Origin of the sequence: Nostoc sp. (assembly GCF_036919675.1) — a bacterium.
Taxonomy (GTDB): domain Bacteria; phylum Cyanobacteriota; class Cyanobacteriia; order Cyanobacteriales; family Nostocaceae; genus Nostoc.
This window is the reverse complement of the sequence record NZ_JBALCP010000113.1, coordinates 1-16,063: the sequence shown is the minus strand read 5'-3', so window position 1 is coordinate 16,063 and position 16,063 is coordinate 1. Positions and strand designations below refer to the sequence as shown.

General features: G+C 45.7%; 14 protein-coding genes. 9 read left to right on the top strand and 5 right to left on the bottom strand.

Annotated features, from left to right (window positions below; genetic code table 11):
- The first annotated feature begins 116 nt into the window (after positions 1-116).
- Positions 117-401, top strand: coding sequence for a DUF4351 domain-containing protein (locus V7K49_RS25130; RefSeq protein ID WP_335208056.1), 285 nt, complete (start codon positions 117-119; stop codon positions 399-401).
- 107 nt (positions 402-508) lie between these two features.
- On the opposite strand, the gene ilvB is transcribed toward V7K49_RS25130, so the two are convergent.
- The 3 genes from ilvB to V7K49_RS25115 form a co-directional block, all read right to left on the bottom strand.
- Positions 509-2,398: a biosynthetic-type acetolactate synthase large subunit gene (gene ilvB / locus V7K49_RS25125; protein WP_334869345.1), complete on the bottom strand. Its 1,890-nt coding sequence runs from the start codon at positions 2,396-2,398 to the stop codon at positions 509-511.
- Positions 2,399-2,530: 132 nt separating this feature from the next.
- Entirely contained in the window at positions 2,531-3,793 is a 1,263-nt protein-coding gene (locus V7K49_RS25120) for an MFS transporter (protein WP_335208055.1), read from the bottom strand.
- Between the two features lie 155 nt (positions 3,794-3,948).
- Entirely contained in the window at positions 3,949-4,521 is a 573-nt protein-coding gene (locus tag V7K49_RS25115; RefSeq protein ID WP_335208053.1) for a hypothetical protein, read from the bottom strand.
- A 559-nt stretch (positions 4,522-5,080) separates the two neighbouring features.
- Between V7K49_RS25115 and V7K49_RS25110 the strand changes: the two genes are divergently transcribed.
- Entirely contained in the window at positions 5,081-5,332 is a 252-nt protein-coding gene (locus V7K49_RS25110) for a DUF3137 domain-containing protein (RefSeq protein ID WP_335208059.1), read from the top strand.
- 330 nt (positions 5,333-5,662) lie between these two features.
- Entirely contained in the window at positions 5,663-6,778 is a 1,116-nt protein-coding gene (locus V7K49_RS25105) for a ferrochelatase (protein ID WP_335208058.1), read from the top strand.
- Positions 6,779-6,825: 47 nt separating this feature from the next.
- Here V7K49_RS25105 and V7K49_RS25100 read toward each other — a convergent pair whose 3' ends face one another.
- A complete protein-coding gene (locus tag V7K49_RS25100) occupies positions 6,826-7,371 on the bottom strand; it encodes an NADPH-dependent FMN reductase (protein ID WP_335208051.1) in 546 nt (181 codons plus the stop codon).
- Positions 7,372-7,860: 489 nt separating this feature from the next.
- Between V7K49_RS25100 and ftsH the strand changes: the two genes are divergently transcribed.
- A complete protein-coding gene (gene ftsH / locus V7K49_RS25095; RefSeq protein WP_335208050.1) occupies positions 7,861-9,750 on the top strand; it encodes an ATP-dependent zinc metalloprotease FtsH in 1,890 nt (629 codons plus the stop codon).
- A 349-nt stretch (positions 9,751-10,099) separates the two neighbouring features.
- Here the strand turns inward: ftsH and V7K49_RS25090 are convergent, their stop codons facing one another.
- The gene (locus V7K49_RS25090) at positions 10,100-10,510 is read right to left on the bottom strand and encodes an SDR family oxidoreductase (RefSeq protein ID WP_335208049.1); all 411 of its coding nucleotides are present in this window, start codon (positions 10,508-10,510) and stop codon (positions 10,100-10,102) included.
- Between the two features lie 700 nt (positions 10,511-11,210).
- On the opposite strand from V7K49_RS25090, the gene V7K49_RS25085 reads away from it, so the two are divergent.
- The 5 genes from V7K49_RS25085 to V7K49_RS25065 all read left to right on the top strand — a co-directional run bounded on the left by V7K49_RS25085 (position 11,211) and on the right by V7K49_RS25065 (position 16,043).
- Complete coding sequence (locus tag V7K49_RS25085) at positions 11,211-11,333, top strand: hypothetical protein (protein WP_334869332.1); 123 nt, start codon at positions 11,211-11,213, stop codon at positions 11,331-11,333.
- Between the two features lie 82 nt (positions 11,334-11,415).
- On the top strand, positions 11,416-12,780 hold the full coding sequence (locus tag V7K49_RS25080; RefSeq protein ID WP_335208047.1) for an LLM class flavin-dependent oxidoreductase: 1,365 nt from the start codon (positions 11,416-11,418) through the stop codon (positions 12,778-12,780).
- Between the two features lie 398 nt (positions 12,781-13,178).
- A complete protein-coding gene (locus V7K49_RS25075) occupies positions 13,179-14,717 on the top strand; it encodes an amidohydrolase family protein (RefSeq protein WP_335208046.1) in 1,539 nt (512 codons plus the stop codon).
- Between the two features lie 151 nt (positions 14,718-14,868).
- Entirely contained in the window at positions 14,869-15,654 is a 786-nt protein-coding gene (locus tag V7K49_RS25070; RefSeq protein ID WP_335208045.1) for a hypothetical protein, read from the top strand.
- 131 nt (positions 15,655-15,785) lie between these two features.
- Entirely contained in the window at positions 15,786-16,043 is a 258-nt protein-coding gene (locus V7K49_RS25065) for a hypothetical protein (RefSeq protein ID WP_335208044.1), read from the top strand.
- The last annotated feature ends 20 nt before the right edge of the window (positions 16,044-16,063 follow it).

Sequence of the window (16,063 nt, the reverse complement as noted above, 5' to 3'; positions counted from 1 at the left end):
TAACCCCCTAACTGTTAAGGGAGAAGTCGGATTTTCTTGGCTCTGTTCAATATAACGGAATGTAACAATACTATCTTTGGCAACTTGGTATTACACAGCTTTTCAGAGAGGAAATTATGCAAGAATCTGTGATTTACCAAGACATTCTGCAAAAAGGATTGCAACAGGGTTTGCAACAAGGAGAAGAACGAGGAAAGAAACAGGAGGCGCTACAACTGATTTTGCGTCAGTTAACACGTCGGTTTAGTGCAATTGAACCAGAGATAGAACAGCAGATTCGTACATTACCCATTACTCAACTAGAAGAGTTAGCTGAGGCGCTGTTAGATTTCAACAGTCAAAGCGATCTAATGAATTATTTGGGAAATATCTTTTTACCTCAACCTAATCTGGCAGATTAAGCGATGCCTACGCAAGAGGAAAGGGGGCAGGAATTAGGGAGAATTCCTGCATCTTTCTCCCCTTCTCCTCGCTCCCCTACCTCTCTGGTCTGAATTATCAAAAAGCGTTACAGCTTCGTCCCACACTCAGCGCAGAAGTTGTGGGTGGGAGCATTTTTTGCATTGCAGTTGCTACAATAAACTGGCTCTGCTGCTGCTTTCGGCGGTTGCTTCTGCAAGCCAACCATTTGAGCGTTGCTTTTGCCAGGAGCTACCATTGGATAGCAGTTTTCGTCTCTAGTGACATGGACATTCAAGATCACTGGGCCTTTGTGTGCCAGCATTTCGGCGATCGCATTTTTCAATTCACTGCGATCGCTAATTACCATGCCCTTAATCCCATAGGCTTTTGCTAACAACTCTATGTCTGGCATCCCTACCTCCATGTTTGAGCATGAGTAACGCTCACCATAGAAGGCTTGCTGCCACTGGCGCACCATCCCTTGCCAGCCGTTATTGATAATTATTGTCTTGACATTTATCCCATACTGTGCCAGTGTACCAAGTTCCTGCAAACACATTTGGAAACTGGCATCACCGCTGATACAAATGACTTCTTCATCAGGAAAAGCCACTTTAGCGCCCATTGCCGCAGGTAAGCCAAAACCCATCGTTCCCAAACCAGCACTAGAAATCCAGCGCCTTGGGCCATTCTTCAGGAATTGTGCTGCCCACATTTGATGCTGTCCCACATCTGTGGTGTAGAAAGCCTGGGGTGCTTGGTTACTGACTTCTACGATCACTTCTTGGGGGGAAATGCTGTCCGGATGCTGCGGCACTATTAGAGGATACTCTTCGCGCCAACGGTTAACTAAATTTAGCCATTCTTGGTTTTGATTAGGTGTAGCCTTGACGCCTGCTTCTTTGCATCGACGCAATAAGTCTACCAACACATTCCGCACATCGCCGACGATGGGCACTTCAGGAACGCGGTTTTTGCCGACTTCTGCTGGATCGATGTCGATGTGAATTACTTTGGCACGAGAGGCGAATTCGTCTAACTTACCAGTTACGCGATCGTCAAATCTAGCACCGACGCAAATTAGCAAGTCACAATCACTAACGGCGAAGTTAGCGTAAGCCGTGCCGTGCATCCCTAACATTCCCAAAGCTAGGGGATGATGTTCGTCAAAGGCACCGATCCCCATTAAGGTTGTGGTGACAGGGATGTTGAATAATTCAGCTAGTTCTTTTACTTCTTCGTGGGCACCAGCTGCGATCGCACCACCACCGACATACAATAGCGGACGGCGACTTTCTGTGATCAACTGGATCGCGGCATTAATTTGCCGGGGATTTCCCTTCACCGTGGGACGATAACCGCGTAACTTCACTGAACCTGGTTTTACAGGTATGTAGTCAAATTCTTCTAACGCTACATCTTTGGGGACATCAATCAAAACTGGCCCCGGACGCCCAGTGCTAGCGATGTGGAACGCTTCGGCGACAATTCGCGCCATATCTTTGGGGTCACGCACTACATAGGAGTGCTTCACGATTGGTAGCGTAATCCCGTAAATATCAGTTTCCTGAAACGCATCTGTACCAATGGACGGACGTGCTACCTGTCCTGTAACCACAACCATCGGGATTGAATCCATGTAGGCTGTAGCGATGCCTGTCACCAAGTTAGTTGCTCCTGGGCCAGAAGTGCCAAAGCATACTCCTACTTTCCCTGTGGCACGGGCGTAACCATCAGCAGCGTGGGCTGCGCCTTGTTCGTGTCTCACAAGAATGTGCTTCATAGCACCAGTTGCTTCTACCTTATACAGGTCGTCGTAAATTGGTAGAATTGCCCCACCCGGATAACCAAAAATATAATCAACCCCGTGGCGATGAAGGCTGTCAAGCAGAGCAAAACCGCCAGATGCACGTTTGGGCACGACTGGTGGGCTAGAAGTACGAGACTGTTTGTGATTCTCAGTTTGTGGCAGACTAATTTGGGAAAGCGATCGCACGGCCAAACCTCAGACTATAGCTAAAATAAATGCTGAATTCTGTAGTTAAGATTTCATTTTAATTGAAAAGTACAATCAAATTCTAAGAATTTTATATATTAAATATAAAGTTAGACTATTAGCCTACATTAATTAAATTACGTCTTGCAAGACTGTGCGAGTATTTTTCCAAGCCCAAACACCGACAACTACGACAACAATACTCATTCCTACAAGCACAAATCGCAAGCCTAGAGCATCAGTTAATGGCCCAGTAATCGCCAGAGGTAACGCCAGAGCGATGTTGACGGCATGATTTTGAAAGCCAAATACTTTACCGTGCATCGTAGGTGGTGTTTGCTGTTGAATTAAAGTTTGCATGGGTACACCAATTAAGGCAGCACCTACACCCAAAAATGCACAGAGTCCTAACGCCAGCAATAAGTTGTGCGTAAAAGTGAACACCCCTAAAACTATTGCAATCATCAAAAATCCCATTAAAGGTAGGGGCTTGTGACGCAATTTATCACCCCAGTTTCCTAAAATCGCCGCACCAAATACCATACCTACCCCTGCTGCTGCCAAGAAAAAGCCAAACTGTTTTTCTTTGAGACCAAACTCCTCGGCTAATCGAATTGTTAGCACTGTTAAGGCTGCAAACACACAATATAAAGTTGTCAATTGCAGCATGGCGTTCAAGATCAAAGGGTTTTTCTTGAGATAGCGCAGGCTCTCGGTGAATTCAGCCCAAGGGTGATTTGATGCCCGATGCTCCGTCGGTCGTTTGGGTTCTTTAAACTTAACTGGCTGGATAATAGCACCCGATAATATGTATAATCCACCAACCACAAGCTCTTGACCGTATTCTTCTCCCATCAAGCTTTTTGCCAAACTCAAAATCGGCTCTCCGATAGCAAAGCCAACAATTAAAGCTCCCATCATCGTGCTGCTAAACAGTGCATTGGCTGCCAACAAATTCTCTCGCTTCACCAATAAGGGAATGGCTGCTTGTTCAGCTGGTGCAAAAAACTGCGTCACCGTGGAAATGGCAAAAGTCAGGATTAACAGAATCAGGAACTCTCGTGGTAACAAGGGAAGACACAGCGTTAATATTCCCCGCACGACATCTGAGCCGACCAGAATCAGCTTTTTTGGTAAGCGGTCAACAAAGATACCACCAGCAGAACCGAACAAAATTGCTGGTATTGTAAACGACAGCATCAAGGTCGAATACATAGAGTTTCGTGCCAACCCCCGAAGCGGTGGATAGTTCTCCAGCAGAGCAATCAGCAAAACGAAGAAGACCTTATCTGCTAACTGGGACAGCAGTTGCCCAATCCACAGGAGCATAAAACCACGGTTTTTTAGCAGTGCGCCAAATCCGTTATTAGCAGCAGTTGGTTCAGTTGGAAACATTTAGATACTTTGCTTTGGGTAGATGGGGTATGGGGCATGGGGCATGGGGTATGGGGCAGAGGGGAGAATAAATGCTGACTCTTAATTCCTAACTCCTAACTCCTAACTCCTCACTCCTCACTCCTAACTCCTGTTTACTTACTCCATTGTCCGGATTAATTTGTTTCATAGCGCTTTAACAGCATAAGCAAAAACTCAGATGCTGTGAGATCACCTTTGGGTGGAAAAATCCCAATGGATGAATCTACCCACCAGCCTTGTACAGTTTGGGGCGATTTCCACATGCACAAATGATCAACTGCTGGCTGTGCATAAAAGTTATTTTGCCCACTACCTAGCAAACAGGAACTCCAATGGGTGAAATAATCATGGCTCATCCGATGAATAGGGAAATTACCCTGTAGTGGTACTCCCCATCCATCTATAGCAATAAATGCTTTCACACGACCACCCAAGAGTTGCCACAAATGCGCTGCCCCTATTGCCCCAACAACGCCAGCACTAAAGCTAATGAATATAATTGGTGATTTTAAAGAGCTGGTCAAGCGATCGCGCAAAAACTGTAAGATATGAAATGCTGATAGAACCAAAACATCTTTACCCGGATAAATCAGTATATTTGCGGCATTATAAGCGATCGCGCCATTAGAAACCATATCTAATAATCCGACTTTAAAGCTTTCAGTTAAATTTGACTCATGAATTCCAGGGCAAATAATTATACTCATCTGTCTATTCTGAAAATTGCGGATGTATATCGTACTAGCAGCTTTTCATATTAATAACTTAAATCTGCTGTGGTGGTCTATTAGCGAAGGACACGTTCGCAGAGCGTCTTGTAAAGCCTGCGGCATAGCTTCGCTTAGGGCACAACCTCTCTGAAAATACAAAAAAAAATGAACTTTTTACAAATAATTTAGGATTGCTATATTATTTTATTTCTACTTAGTAAATTATAGCAACACCACATATTTTTCCGAAACAATACTATTTTAAAACTTTCTTTTACACAAGCGACCGAACTTATAAAAAATAGTTATCAAGCTCTTAATAAAAAACGCTATTAAGAAGCAATTAGATCATTGAATATTTTTTTCGAGATGCTTCTGTGGCTACAAAAGAATATTTGCAAGCACACAAATAGCTGATAAAAGCATATCAATAGAATAGGCAAATTAATCAAGCGATCGCTCTTTGTGGGTAACTCCTGATTAATGAACATGAATCAACCAGGAAATGGGCAAGGCAACTTTTATTTACAGAGTTATTTATAGATGATATCGATGCATTTGCAACTACACCAAACCTCACAAAATCAAAAGTTCAGCTAGAAATATTTATATTTCCTTTGTTGATGACATAATATACATAGCCATTGAAGAAACAGTAGAAAATAATTTATTTGACCCTAATTTATATAAAAGTATGTTGAGCTTTGCACCTTTAAGAGAATATTTTGAATCTCTCAACTTGATGTTGGGAATTGTTGAAGACTTAAATCTTGATAGACGCATTTTACACAAAGCTGCACCAAATTAATTTCACTGAGACATGCAGCTTTTCGGCATCTTAACCGCTTTCGCTATTCTAGCAATATATATAGATGGCGGATTGATTCAATTTTCCATGCCCAATACAACTCTTGGAGAGGCTGCGCCAACGGCTTACCTCGGCTCCGGTCGGCACAAGTCGCTCAGTACAAGTACCCAATGCCCCACGTAAATCTTGTATGTCTTTTGATGTATTATTTTGATTTTACCACCTATCCTATCCCCCTGGATGGGATAATAAGTTATTAGTAGGGGAAATATTCAACCTATTCCCTAACTTCATATCTCTGTGCAATTTTGTTATATTGAGGAAGTCATTGTGGTTGCCACGCCGGAAAAAGTACAACACACCCACGAGCATCTATCAGGTAAAGACCGTGTAGCCGTACTGCTTATGGGCTACGGCGAAGTCGAAAGCTACGAAGATTTCGCCAATTATAACGAACAGGCTTTAAATCTACTGACAGCAAAATTTGCACCGGTGCCAACCTGGATTTATCCCCCCCTGGCAAAACTTTTGGCGCTATTTGACCGCCATGAGTGGGGACACACACACCACGATTTTATCTCCCCACATAATGCCATCTTTGAACAGCAGCGGGCTGGGATCGAGAAGCATTTACAAGAAAAATGGGGTGATAATATTCAAGTTTTCAAAGCTTTCAACTTTTGCGCCCCTTTCCTACCCAATCAAGTCTTGGCAGAAATCAAAAACCAAGGCTTCGATAAGCTGCTAATCTACCCACTGCTGGTTGTTGATTCTATCTTTACTAGTGGTATTGCGATCGAGCAAGTTAACAACGCTCTCGTTGAGTTGACTGATGGTGAAGAACACTGGGTTAAAGCACAGCGCTACATTCCTTCTTTCTTCAATGAACCAGCTTACATCGATTTGATGGCTCATCTGGTTGAGGAGAAAATTGCTGAGTTAGCCGCAGCTTATCTACCTTCTCAAATCGGCATTGTGTTAATGAATCACGGTTGTCCGCACAAAGCCAAAGGCTTTACTTCTGGAATTGCCGAAAGTCAAGCAATGTACGATTTAGTTCGGGATAAGTTGATTAACCGCTATCCTTTAATCTCAGTGGGTTGGCTCAATCATGACACGCCTCTAATTGATTGGACACAGCCAAACGCCCAACAAGCAGCAAATAACCTAATTCAATTAGGTGCAAAAGTGGTAATTTTTATGCCAATTGGCTTTGCCACAGAAAACCACGAAACTTTATTGGATGTCCACCATATCATCCATGCTTTGGAAAAACAGCATCCTGGTACGAACTACGTGCAAATGGCTTGCGTCAACGACCATCCAGAATTTTTGGCTATGGCGGCCCAATGGGCTGATGCTCATATTGCAGAGCTGTTGTCACAAAGTTTGGCAGTTAATCCCCAACTAGCTGGGGATCACCATCACCACCATCACCACCATTAAGTTGAGTTGAGTGGTGTGGGGTGGGCAAAGCTTTGCCCACCCAACAACTAATTTACGCCCCGCAGCTTGCGAGTATTATCAACTAAACTCTGAGCAAATTGATCAAATCTTTGAGAGAGTTTCTCATCTACTAGCTTGTTTTCAGGATTGAAAGCACCCCAAGCTTGTCCGATCGCAATTTGTTCGGGAATCACCCAACCATGTACCCAACGAATAATTAGCCGGAGCTCATTTAAAGCATTACTATTTGACTGACCACCCAAGACACTAATTAGTCCTGTGACTTTATCCGACAGTTGCTCAAAGCTCATCAAATCCAGGGCATTTTTCAGGACACCACTAACCCCACCATGATACTCAGGTGTCGCTAAAATTAATCCATCGGCACGACTGACTGTATCTTGCAACCGTTGAACATCTGGATACTCTGGATACTCCTTTGCACCAGTACAAAACGGTAACTGCAACTGCCGTAAATCGAGAATTTCTACCTCTGCACCCACAGCTTCAACCCTTTGCACTGCTACTTCTAAAGCAAGCTGGGTATAGGAGTTGGGTCTTAAACTACCGCCAATGCCAACAATTCTAACCATAATTAACCTACAAACTATTAACTAGCTACTATCAACAGATTTTTTCTAAAGCGGAATCGTTATGACTATGTTTATTTTAGCGATTTGTGTCGGAATGTGTCAAATTAAAATCTCCTGGAAAATTTTATAACAAAGGAGTTAACAGCTAGGAGTCGGGAGTTAAGAGGAAAAGGGGCAGTTCTTGCTGGGGGCAGAGGGGAGAACCCCATAAATAAATTTATTTGCTCTGAAACCCTTAAAGCCAGGGGAATTCCAGAATTTTTCTCCCCCTGCTCCCTGCTCCCCTGCCTCTTTGGTCAGGAGTCAGGAGCCAGAATAATTATCTAGGTTGCTCAACTTCATGCAATAGCCGAAAGAAACTTGGGAATGGTTTTGTGTGGAAGTTAGACTAGATAAGAAAAGTGTAATTTCCAGTTATTACAATTTTTGCTAGAAGAATAGGCATAAAACCAGCGCTCAACTTGTGCCAGCAGACAAAGGGTAATTATTATGACAAATTTGGGAAAAAAAGCATTGGTAAAAAGGCAGTCTTCAAAACGTGTTGCTTGGGTTGGTGCGCTCGCAGCTAGTTTGATTATGTTGCCAGGAATTTTCGTGAGTACTCCCGTTTTGGCACAAAAAGCTGAGAGCACCTCTCTAAATTATGGTGATTTGCTCAAGAAAGCGAAGGCGGGAGAAGTCGAAAAAGTAGAGATTGACGAAACCGAACAACTAGCAAGGGTTTATCTAAAGGGGCAAAAAGAGAATACGCCACCGCAACAGGTGGCACTTTTGGCACAGAACACAGAGTTAATTAACATACTCAAAGAGAAAAATGTTGATTTTGGCGAAGTTTCCTCTGCTAAGAGTCGAGCTGCTGTTGGACTGTTGATCAATCTCATGTGGATTTTACCACTGCTGGCTTTAATGCTATTGTTCCTGCGGCGCTCTACTAATGCTTCTAGCCAAGCGATGAATTTCGGCAAGTCCAGAGCTCGCTTCCAAATGGAGGCCAAAACTGGAGTGAAATTTGAAGACGTAGCTGGGGTTGAAGAAGCTAAAGAAGAACTGGAAGAAGTTGTTACTTTCCTCAAACAGCCAGAAAGATTTACCGCTGTAGGCGCACGTATTCCCAAAGGAGTGCTGTTAATTGGCCCCCCTGGTACAGGTAAAACTTTACTAGCAAAAGCGATCGCAGGTGAAGCAGGTGTACCATTCTTTAGCATTTCCGGTTCAGAATTCGTGGAAATGTTCGTCGGTGTGGGTGCATCCCGTGTGCGTGACCTCTTCAAAAAAGCCAAAGATAATGCCCCATGTCTAATATTTATCGATGAAATTGACGCAGTAGGTAGACAACGGGGTGCTGGAATCGGTGGCGGTAACGATGAGCGAGAACAAACCCTCAACCAACTGCTCACCGAAATGGATGGTTTTGAAGGTAACACAGGCATCATTATTATTGCTGCCACTAACCGCCCCGATGTTCTAGATGCAGCGCTGCTCAGACCAGGACGCTTTGACAGACAAGTGATGGTGGATGCACCGGATCTCAAAGGGCGACTGGATATTTTGAAAGTCCACGCGCGGAATAAAAAAATCGATCCTAGCGTATCATTAGAAGCGATCGCCCGCCGCACTCCTGGTTTTACTGGCGCAGATTTAGCCAACTTACTCAACGAAGCTGCCATTCTCACTGCTAGGAGGCGGAAAGAAGCTGTCACCCTTTTAGAAATTGATGCTGCTGTGGATAGAGTTGTTGCCGGTATGGAAGGTACCGCCTTGGTAGACAGCAAGAGCAAGCGCTTGATTGCCTATCATGAAGTTGGACATGCTTTAGTGGGCACATTGCTCAAAGACCATGACCCTGTACAGAAAGTTACACTCATTCCACGGGGACAAGCACTAGGATTAACTTGGTTTACTCCCAACGAAGAACAGGGGTTAATTTCCCGTTCCCAACTCAAAGCCCGAATAACTGCTACTTTGGGTGGTCGCGCCGCCGAGGAAATTGTTTTTGGGAAGCCAGAAGTGACCACAGGTGCAGGGAATGACCTGCAACACGTGACAACTATGGCCCGGCAGATGGTGACCCGGTTCGGGATGTCAGAATTAGGCCCATTGTCCTTAGAAAATCAGAGTGCAGAGGTATTTTTGGGACGCGACTGGATGAATAAATCAGACTATTCTGAGGAAATTGCCGCCAAAATTGATTCGCAGGTGCGCGAAATTGTTAACAATTGTTATATCAGATCAAAAGAACTGTTGCAACTCAACCGCATAGTTTTGGAGCGTTTAGTAGATTTGTTAGCAGAACAGGAGACTATTGAAGGTGATTTATTCCGCAAAATTGTTGCCGATAATGCTCAGGTAGCCGATGCAAAATTGGCTGTACCTCATTAGAGAATAGGCAAAAGTCAATAGTCTATCAACTTTAGACTAGTACAGTGTGGCGTCAGTTTACCTACCTTTAACAAGGGATTTTGTCCGATCGCAATTTATTCGGGAATCACCCAACCATGTACCCAACGAATAATTGCCCCTTGTTAGCTAGCTGAATTTAGGCCGTGGTGTACTAGTGAAAATCCAAAAGCTCAGATTCCCGACTTATTTAAAAAGTCGCGAATCTTTTTGTACAAAAATTCAGAAAGCTGCCTCAGCCTTTCCACGGCTTAAACCCCTTGTTAGTTGATAAATACGCTTGACTAGCTACTTCGTTGTTTGAGACAGAGGCTTTACTGATGATCTGTGTTCAGATAAGATTGCGACCGATACTTGCTCCAGCATCGACAAATAAGGTTTGTCCCGTGATGAACGCTGCTTCCTCAGAGCAGAAGAAGGCGATCGCGGCAGCAATCTCTTTGAGCTGACCGAACCGACCCATTGGAATCATGCTTGAATAGAGCTGTTCTTCCTTACTGCCGGGAGAAACTTTTTCATGAAACATTTCAGTTTCAATCATCCCGGGTGCGATCGCATTCACGGTAATTCCAGTTTTTGCCAGTTCTAACGCCCAAGTGCGGGTCAAGCTGATTAATCCTGCTTTAGCCGCCCCATAACTGGTGCGATTAGCCAAACCCAAAGCCGCTAGGCTGGAAATGTTAACAATGCGTCCCCATCCCGATTGTTTCATCGTGGGTAGCAGCGCTTGTGCAATCTGCACTGCCGGACGTAATCTCCTTAATCTCCGTAGACTGACAAAATGAATATTGCAAAGTACACAAGCTTATGTTGAGTGAATTCTAGTAATAAATTTACCATAGCCGTTGGTTTCGACTTACCTCGGCTCCGCTCGGCACGAGTCGCTCAACCAACTGAGTGGTCGAGAGTTGGGCGAAGTCGAAACTCGTTAACATAGGTATTTTTTTCATCAGAAATCACCTTATGTATGCAACGCCCTTTTTTCCAGTGTGCTGCGGACGGTTAATCTGAGATAGATGCTTCTTAAGGGCAGAATACATACTACATACTAAGCAATCAATCAGTTTGTAATACTTAATGTTCGAGAAACTAATAATTAGTATTTCATGAGATTGTGATCTCCAGTACATATTTTTTTGTATCCATCGTGTAAACTTTATCTGCGGACTAACATTGCTAGATAAATTTATGATAATTCGAGCGCCAAGCAGCAGCATTCCTAATTCTGCTGTGTTATTAGCCTGACTTAAAGTTCTGTTATTTCATTCCTTGTAGAGGAACTAGTAGGCAACTAAAGTATAAGTTTAGTTGCTGCCAAAGCATTCCATTATTAGATTCAGTGTCTAGCAAGAGGTGAATACCTGGGAGCCAGACACGAGTACTTCAAAGCTTTATGGGGAAAGTATTTTATCGCTCTGCCATCCTTTGTATTTTTTGGGCGGATGTCAACGGTTGAAAACAAACATGCTGTTGTCTACTCATCAGATATTTGCCGCCATGAAGGTTTGACCAAGATGTGTCAGGCATTTGAGCAGTTAGGAATTAACCAAGCGCAGCAGCAGTGAAAGTAATAGCTGACATTACATGAAAAGGCATTAGTTATACGCAAATCAGCAATCACACTATATATAAAAAAGAAAAAAGCATATGAGCACAACACGCAAGTTTCGTTTAGGTGCATTCATTCAAGCCACTGGTCATCACATATCGGCTTGGCGTCACCCCAATTCACAAGCAGATGCTGGATTTAATTTCGAGCATTACAAGGAAATTACCCAGACTGCCCAACACGGCTTGTTCGATGCAGTTTTCCTTGCTGATAGCCCAGGAGTCTGGGGCGGCGCTCCAGAAACTCAGCATCGCAACGGTAAAATCGTCCATTTCGAGCCGGTCACCCTCTTCTCGGCCTTGTCCTCCGTCACCCAAAACATCGGCTTCATTTCCACCGCCTCGACTACCTATGAAGAACCCTACACCCTGGCGCGGAAGTTTGCCTCCCTGGACTACTTGAGTAATGGCCGGGCGGGGTGGAATGTAGTCACCATAGGGAATGAGAATGCCGCTCTTAATTTCGGACTTGAGCATCACCCAGAACATAGCCAGCGTTATGAACGCGCCGAAGAGTTTGTGGAAGTGGTGAAAGGATTGTGGGATAGCTGGGAAGATGATGCTTTCATCCGCGACAAAGAATCTGGGATCTATTTCGACCCAGACAAACTATATACACTCAACCACAAGGGCAAATATTTTTCCGTAAAAGGCCCTTTAAATGTCGGTCGTTCGCCCCAAGGCTACCCAGTGATTGTTCAGGCTGGAGCCTCCGAATCAGGACGGGACTTAGCTGCACGCACTGCCGAGGTGATTTTCACCGCCAATCAAACCTTAGCTGATGCACAGGAATTTTATGCTGACGTCAAAGGTAGGCTAGGGAAATATGGGCGCTTCCCAGACGATTTAAAAATCATGCCTGGTGCTTTCCCAATTATTGGCCGTACCGAAGAAGAAGCCCAAGAGAAGTACGAATTCCTGCAATCACTGATTCATCCCGATGTGGCCTGGGGGATTTTAAAGAACTATTACAACGGTGTGAATCTGGCGAAATATTCCTTAGATGATGTGGCTCCTGAGCTACCCACTGATACCAACACCAACAAAAGTCGTCTCAAACTAGTCAGGGATTTGGCTACTCGTGGAACTCTCACACTGCGCCAATTGTATCTCTCTCTTGCCACCGCCCGAGGACATCGCACCATACTTGGTACTCCGGAAACCATTGCTGACCAGTTAGAAGAATGGTTCAACAACGGTGCGGCAGATGGCTTTAATATCATGCCACCAATCCTCCCCACAGGATTAGATGACTTCATTAACCTAGTCGTTCCCGTTCTCCAGAAACGCGGACTGTTCCGTACTGAATACGAAGGCAGTACCTTGCGTGAAAACCTGGGATTGCGTCGTCCGGGTAATCGTTTTGCCGCCAAACAAGCAGATGAAAAATTGGTATTGGCATAAATGACTTTTAATATCTGCACTGTGCTTAAGCAGCCCACCTTCTGTAGATCGCCGCCCTATAGAATCTAAAGATTGTAGCCAAAAACTTGACACAAATAGGACTTACGCAAAAAACCTCTCAAACTCTTATTCCTCCGTGTCGCGCCAGTTGCTTCTCCTAAGGGAGAGGCTGCGCGAACAAGTCGGGCAACCCGCCCAACGCACTGGCTTCTCTGCGTCCTCTGTGGTTCGATTTTCCGTTACCTGTGCGTAAGTCCTGAACAAAATATGCTTACTCCCTTGCCTTTTCCTTGGCAACCGGGAGTAAGTTTGTTGTGCGGCTAGACATGGACTAATACAAATTAACCAGCATCCCATGCTGTGAGAAAAACCCTGTAATTTTTTGGAAGGAAAAAAACATGAGTGAATATAGCCGATTGAAAACTTCGCGCTCTGCGGCAATCAAAGCAACCCTCGATTATCCAGTAATCGACACCGACGTTCACACCAATGATTTCACCCCGACATTTGAGGATTACATTGCCAATTACGGCGGCGTAAAACTTGTAGACGAATTACGCAAGACCGAAGCTTCGCGTCTCAACTCCAAGAGCGGGGGTAAAGATTGGTATCAACAAACCCCTGAAGAACGTCACTACAACCGCACAATCCGATCGCCTTGGTGGGCCAGAGTCACCAAAAACACACTGGATCTCGCCACTTATACCCTCCCTGGACTCCTCTATGAGCGTCAGGCGGAGCAGGGGTCAGACTATTCGGTGTTGTTTCCGAACAATGTTTTGGCACCGGCTGGAGCCAGTCCAGAGAACCGTCAGGCACTGCAACGTGCGGTCAATCACTATCATGCTGATATCTACCGGAAATATAGCGATCGCCTGATACCGGTAGCTGGCATCCCATTAACTACTCCCCAAGAAGGGATTGAGGAGCTAGAGTTTGCTGTGAAAACACTGGGATTAAAAGTTATTAATATCACTGGGGGTGTGAAACGGCCAATTAAAGCGATCGCTGATAAGTATCCAGCCGATAAATTCCCCGAAATCGCCAAGTATGCGTCTTATATCGACTTTTACGGACTAGATAGTGAATACGACTACGATCCCTTCTGGGCCAAAGTCATTGAACTAGGCGTACCCGTCACTACCCATTACGGCAGTCAGGGTTGGACTGGACGCTCCTCCACTAGTAACTACATGAACAACCATATCGGCCACTTCGCCGATGGTTCGGAAGCCTTTGCTAAGGCGCTGTTTTTCGGCGGTGTTACCAAACGTTTTCCGCAGTTGCGAGTGGCTATGCTGGAAGGTGGCGCAGCTTGGGGTGCCAACGTCTACATTCATCTGGTGGATCGCTTCTCCAAGCGCAATCTGAAGGCGCTGCAAAACTACAATCCAGCGCTGACGAATGCCGATGAGCTGTTTGAGATATTTGAGCGCTACGGTGCGGAAATTACTCAAGGGCATTCCCTCGACAAGGACGAATTGACCAAGAGTGTCTTAGGATCTTCATTCAGCCATCATAGCCGGGCGCCGATTGGTAGCGAATTGGAGGATTTTGCAGCAGCAGGCATTGAAACAACCGAGGACATCCGCGATCGCTGGGTGAACAGTTTCTTCTTTGGTTCGGAGTCCGACGATCGCACTATTGCTGCGGCATTCAACGACAAAGCTAATCCCTTGGGAGTCAAAATTAACGCGATCTATTCCTCCGATGTTGGTCATTGGGATGTGCCAGACCTGACTGCCCCCTTGGCTGAAAGCTGGGATTTGGTGCAAGAAGGGGTTATTTCCGAAGGCGACTTCAAGTCTTATGTATTCGCTAATCCCTACAAGTTTTACACCCAAGCCAACCCCGAATTCTTCAAGGGTACGGCGATCGAATCCAAGGTAGGTAACACCGAATTTAAACAAGTGGACAAGAGCCTGGTGGTGGTCTAAAAGGCAAAATGAGGGAGAAACATGAAGAATATTCTCCCTCATCACCTTCTTCGAGCCCCTTCGTGCCATCGGTGCTAGCTGGCCTACCACGCTGTATGCACACACTGCCGATGCCATCGACTTCACCGCGCTGCGTGGCAAGACTGTAGCAGTGCTGGGCGCTGCGGCCTCGGCCTTCGACGCCGCAGGAGTGGCGCTCGAATCGGGAGCAAAGGCGGTGCATCTGTTCGCACGGCGGGCAGCGATCGCATCGCTGCCTATAAATCGTGTGCGCGGGTATCCTGGCGCTTACTACAACTATCCAGAACTGCCCGATGCGGCTCGCTGGTTCCAGGCTTGGCGCTTTCGCCAAGTTGGTTCTACGCCCCCACCCGACGCGATTGAGCGGGCGATCGCCTTCCCGAACTTCCACCTACACCTGTCGGCAACATGGAGATCAGCGCACGAGCAGGGCGATCGCATCGTCGCGCAGGTGAACGACGATGTTTTTGAGTTCGATTTTGCGATCGCAGGCACTGGTTACTTCGTTGACCCGACAAAGCGGCCTGAACTAGCCGACTTTGCACAGCACATCGCCCTCTGGCGCGATCGCTACGAACCACCAACAGACCAGCGCGACGATGAGCTAGGCACGCACCCCTACCTCGGCAGTGCCCACGAATACCAGGAGAAGGTATCCGGCAGCGCACCTTACCTGAAGGATATCCACGTCTTCAACCCCGCAGGCTTTGTGAGCTTCGGTCTGCCCATCGGCGACGTCCCCAGCATTCGGCGCGACGTGCCGGCGGTGGTGGGACGCATCAGCCACGATTTGTTCTTCGCCGACTGGGCACAGCACGAGACACGGATCACGGGCGAGAACATTGCGCCAGATTTTGATGCCTCGCTGTATGTAGCCGCACTGTGGAAACAGCCAGCCAAGGCGGCAGTTAGCTGAGTCTGGGTAGTACACAGGAATTTTAGATTTTAGACTTCGGCTACGCTCAGTCGAACGATTTTGGATTTTAGATTCAATTCCAATCCAAAATCCAAAATTGAATTGCCCAAATCAAATTAGGAGTCACAACTATGCCTCTCGAACAACGTCACGACACCAGTAATGGTTCCTTGCCTTATCTTTTCTCGCCTGTTTCTGCCAATGCCAACAAACCTGCAACCCTCGTGCTTTTTCTGCACGGAGGACGCGATCGCGGGACGGATCTGAATGTGCTACTGAAATGGGGTCTACCTCGTTTCGTGGATTTATCCGACTCAGCAATTCTCATTATGAAAATGATTATCAACATTTTAAATGTAAAACTAACTGATAGAACCTGGGACTGTTGAAAATATGGCTAAATAATGAA

What these genes read in the sequence shown, in the direction of transcription:
- V7K49_RS25130 (WP_335208056.1), top strand. Translation starts at nt 117, where the DNA reads ATGCAAGAATCTGTGATTTACCAAGACATTCTGCAAAAAGGATTGCAA.
- V7K49_RS25120 (WP_335208055.1), bottom strand. Translation starts at nt 3,793, where the DNA reads ATGTTTCCAACTGAACCAACTGCTGCTAATAACGGATTTGGCGCACTG.
- V7K49_RS25115 (WP_335208053.1), bottom strand. Translation starts at nt 4,521, where the DNA reads ATGAGTATAATTATTTGCCCTGGAATTCATGAGTCAAATTTAACTGAA.
- V7K49_RS25100 (WP_335208051.1), bottom strand. Translation starts at nt 7,371, where the DNA reads ATGGTTAGAATTGTTGGCATTGGCGGTAGTTTAAGACCCAACTCCTAT.
- ftsH (WP_335208050.1), top strand. Translation starts at nt 7,861, where the DNA reads ATGACAAATTTGGGAAAAAAAGCATTGGTAAAAAGGCAGTCTTCAAAA.
- V7K49_RS25085 (WP_334869332.1), top strand. Translation starts at nt 11,211, where the DNA reads ATGTCAACGGTTGAAAACAAACATGCTGTTGTCTACTCATCAGATATT.
- V7K49_RS25080 (WP_335208047.1), top strand. Translation starts at nt 11,416, where the DNA reads ATGAGCACAACACGCAAGTTTCGTTTAGGTGCATTCATTCAAGCCACT.
- V7K49_RS25075 (WP_335208046.1), top strand. Translation starts at nt 13,179, where the DNA reads ATGAGTGAATATAGCCGATTGAAAACTTCGCGCTCTGCGGCAATCAAA.
- V7K49_RS25065 (WP_335208044.1), top strand. Translation starts at nt 15,786, where the DNA reads ATGCCTCTCGAACAACGTCACGACACCAGTAATGGTTCCTTGCCTTAT.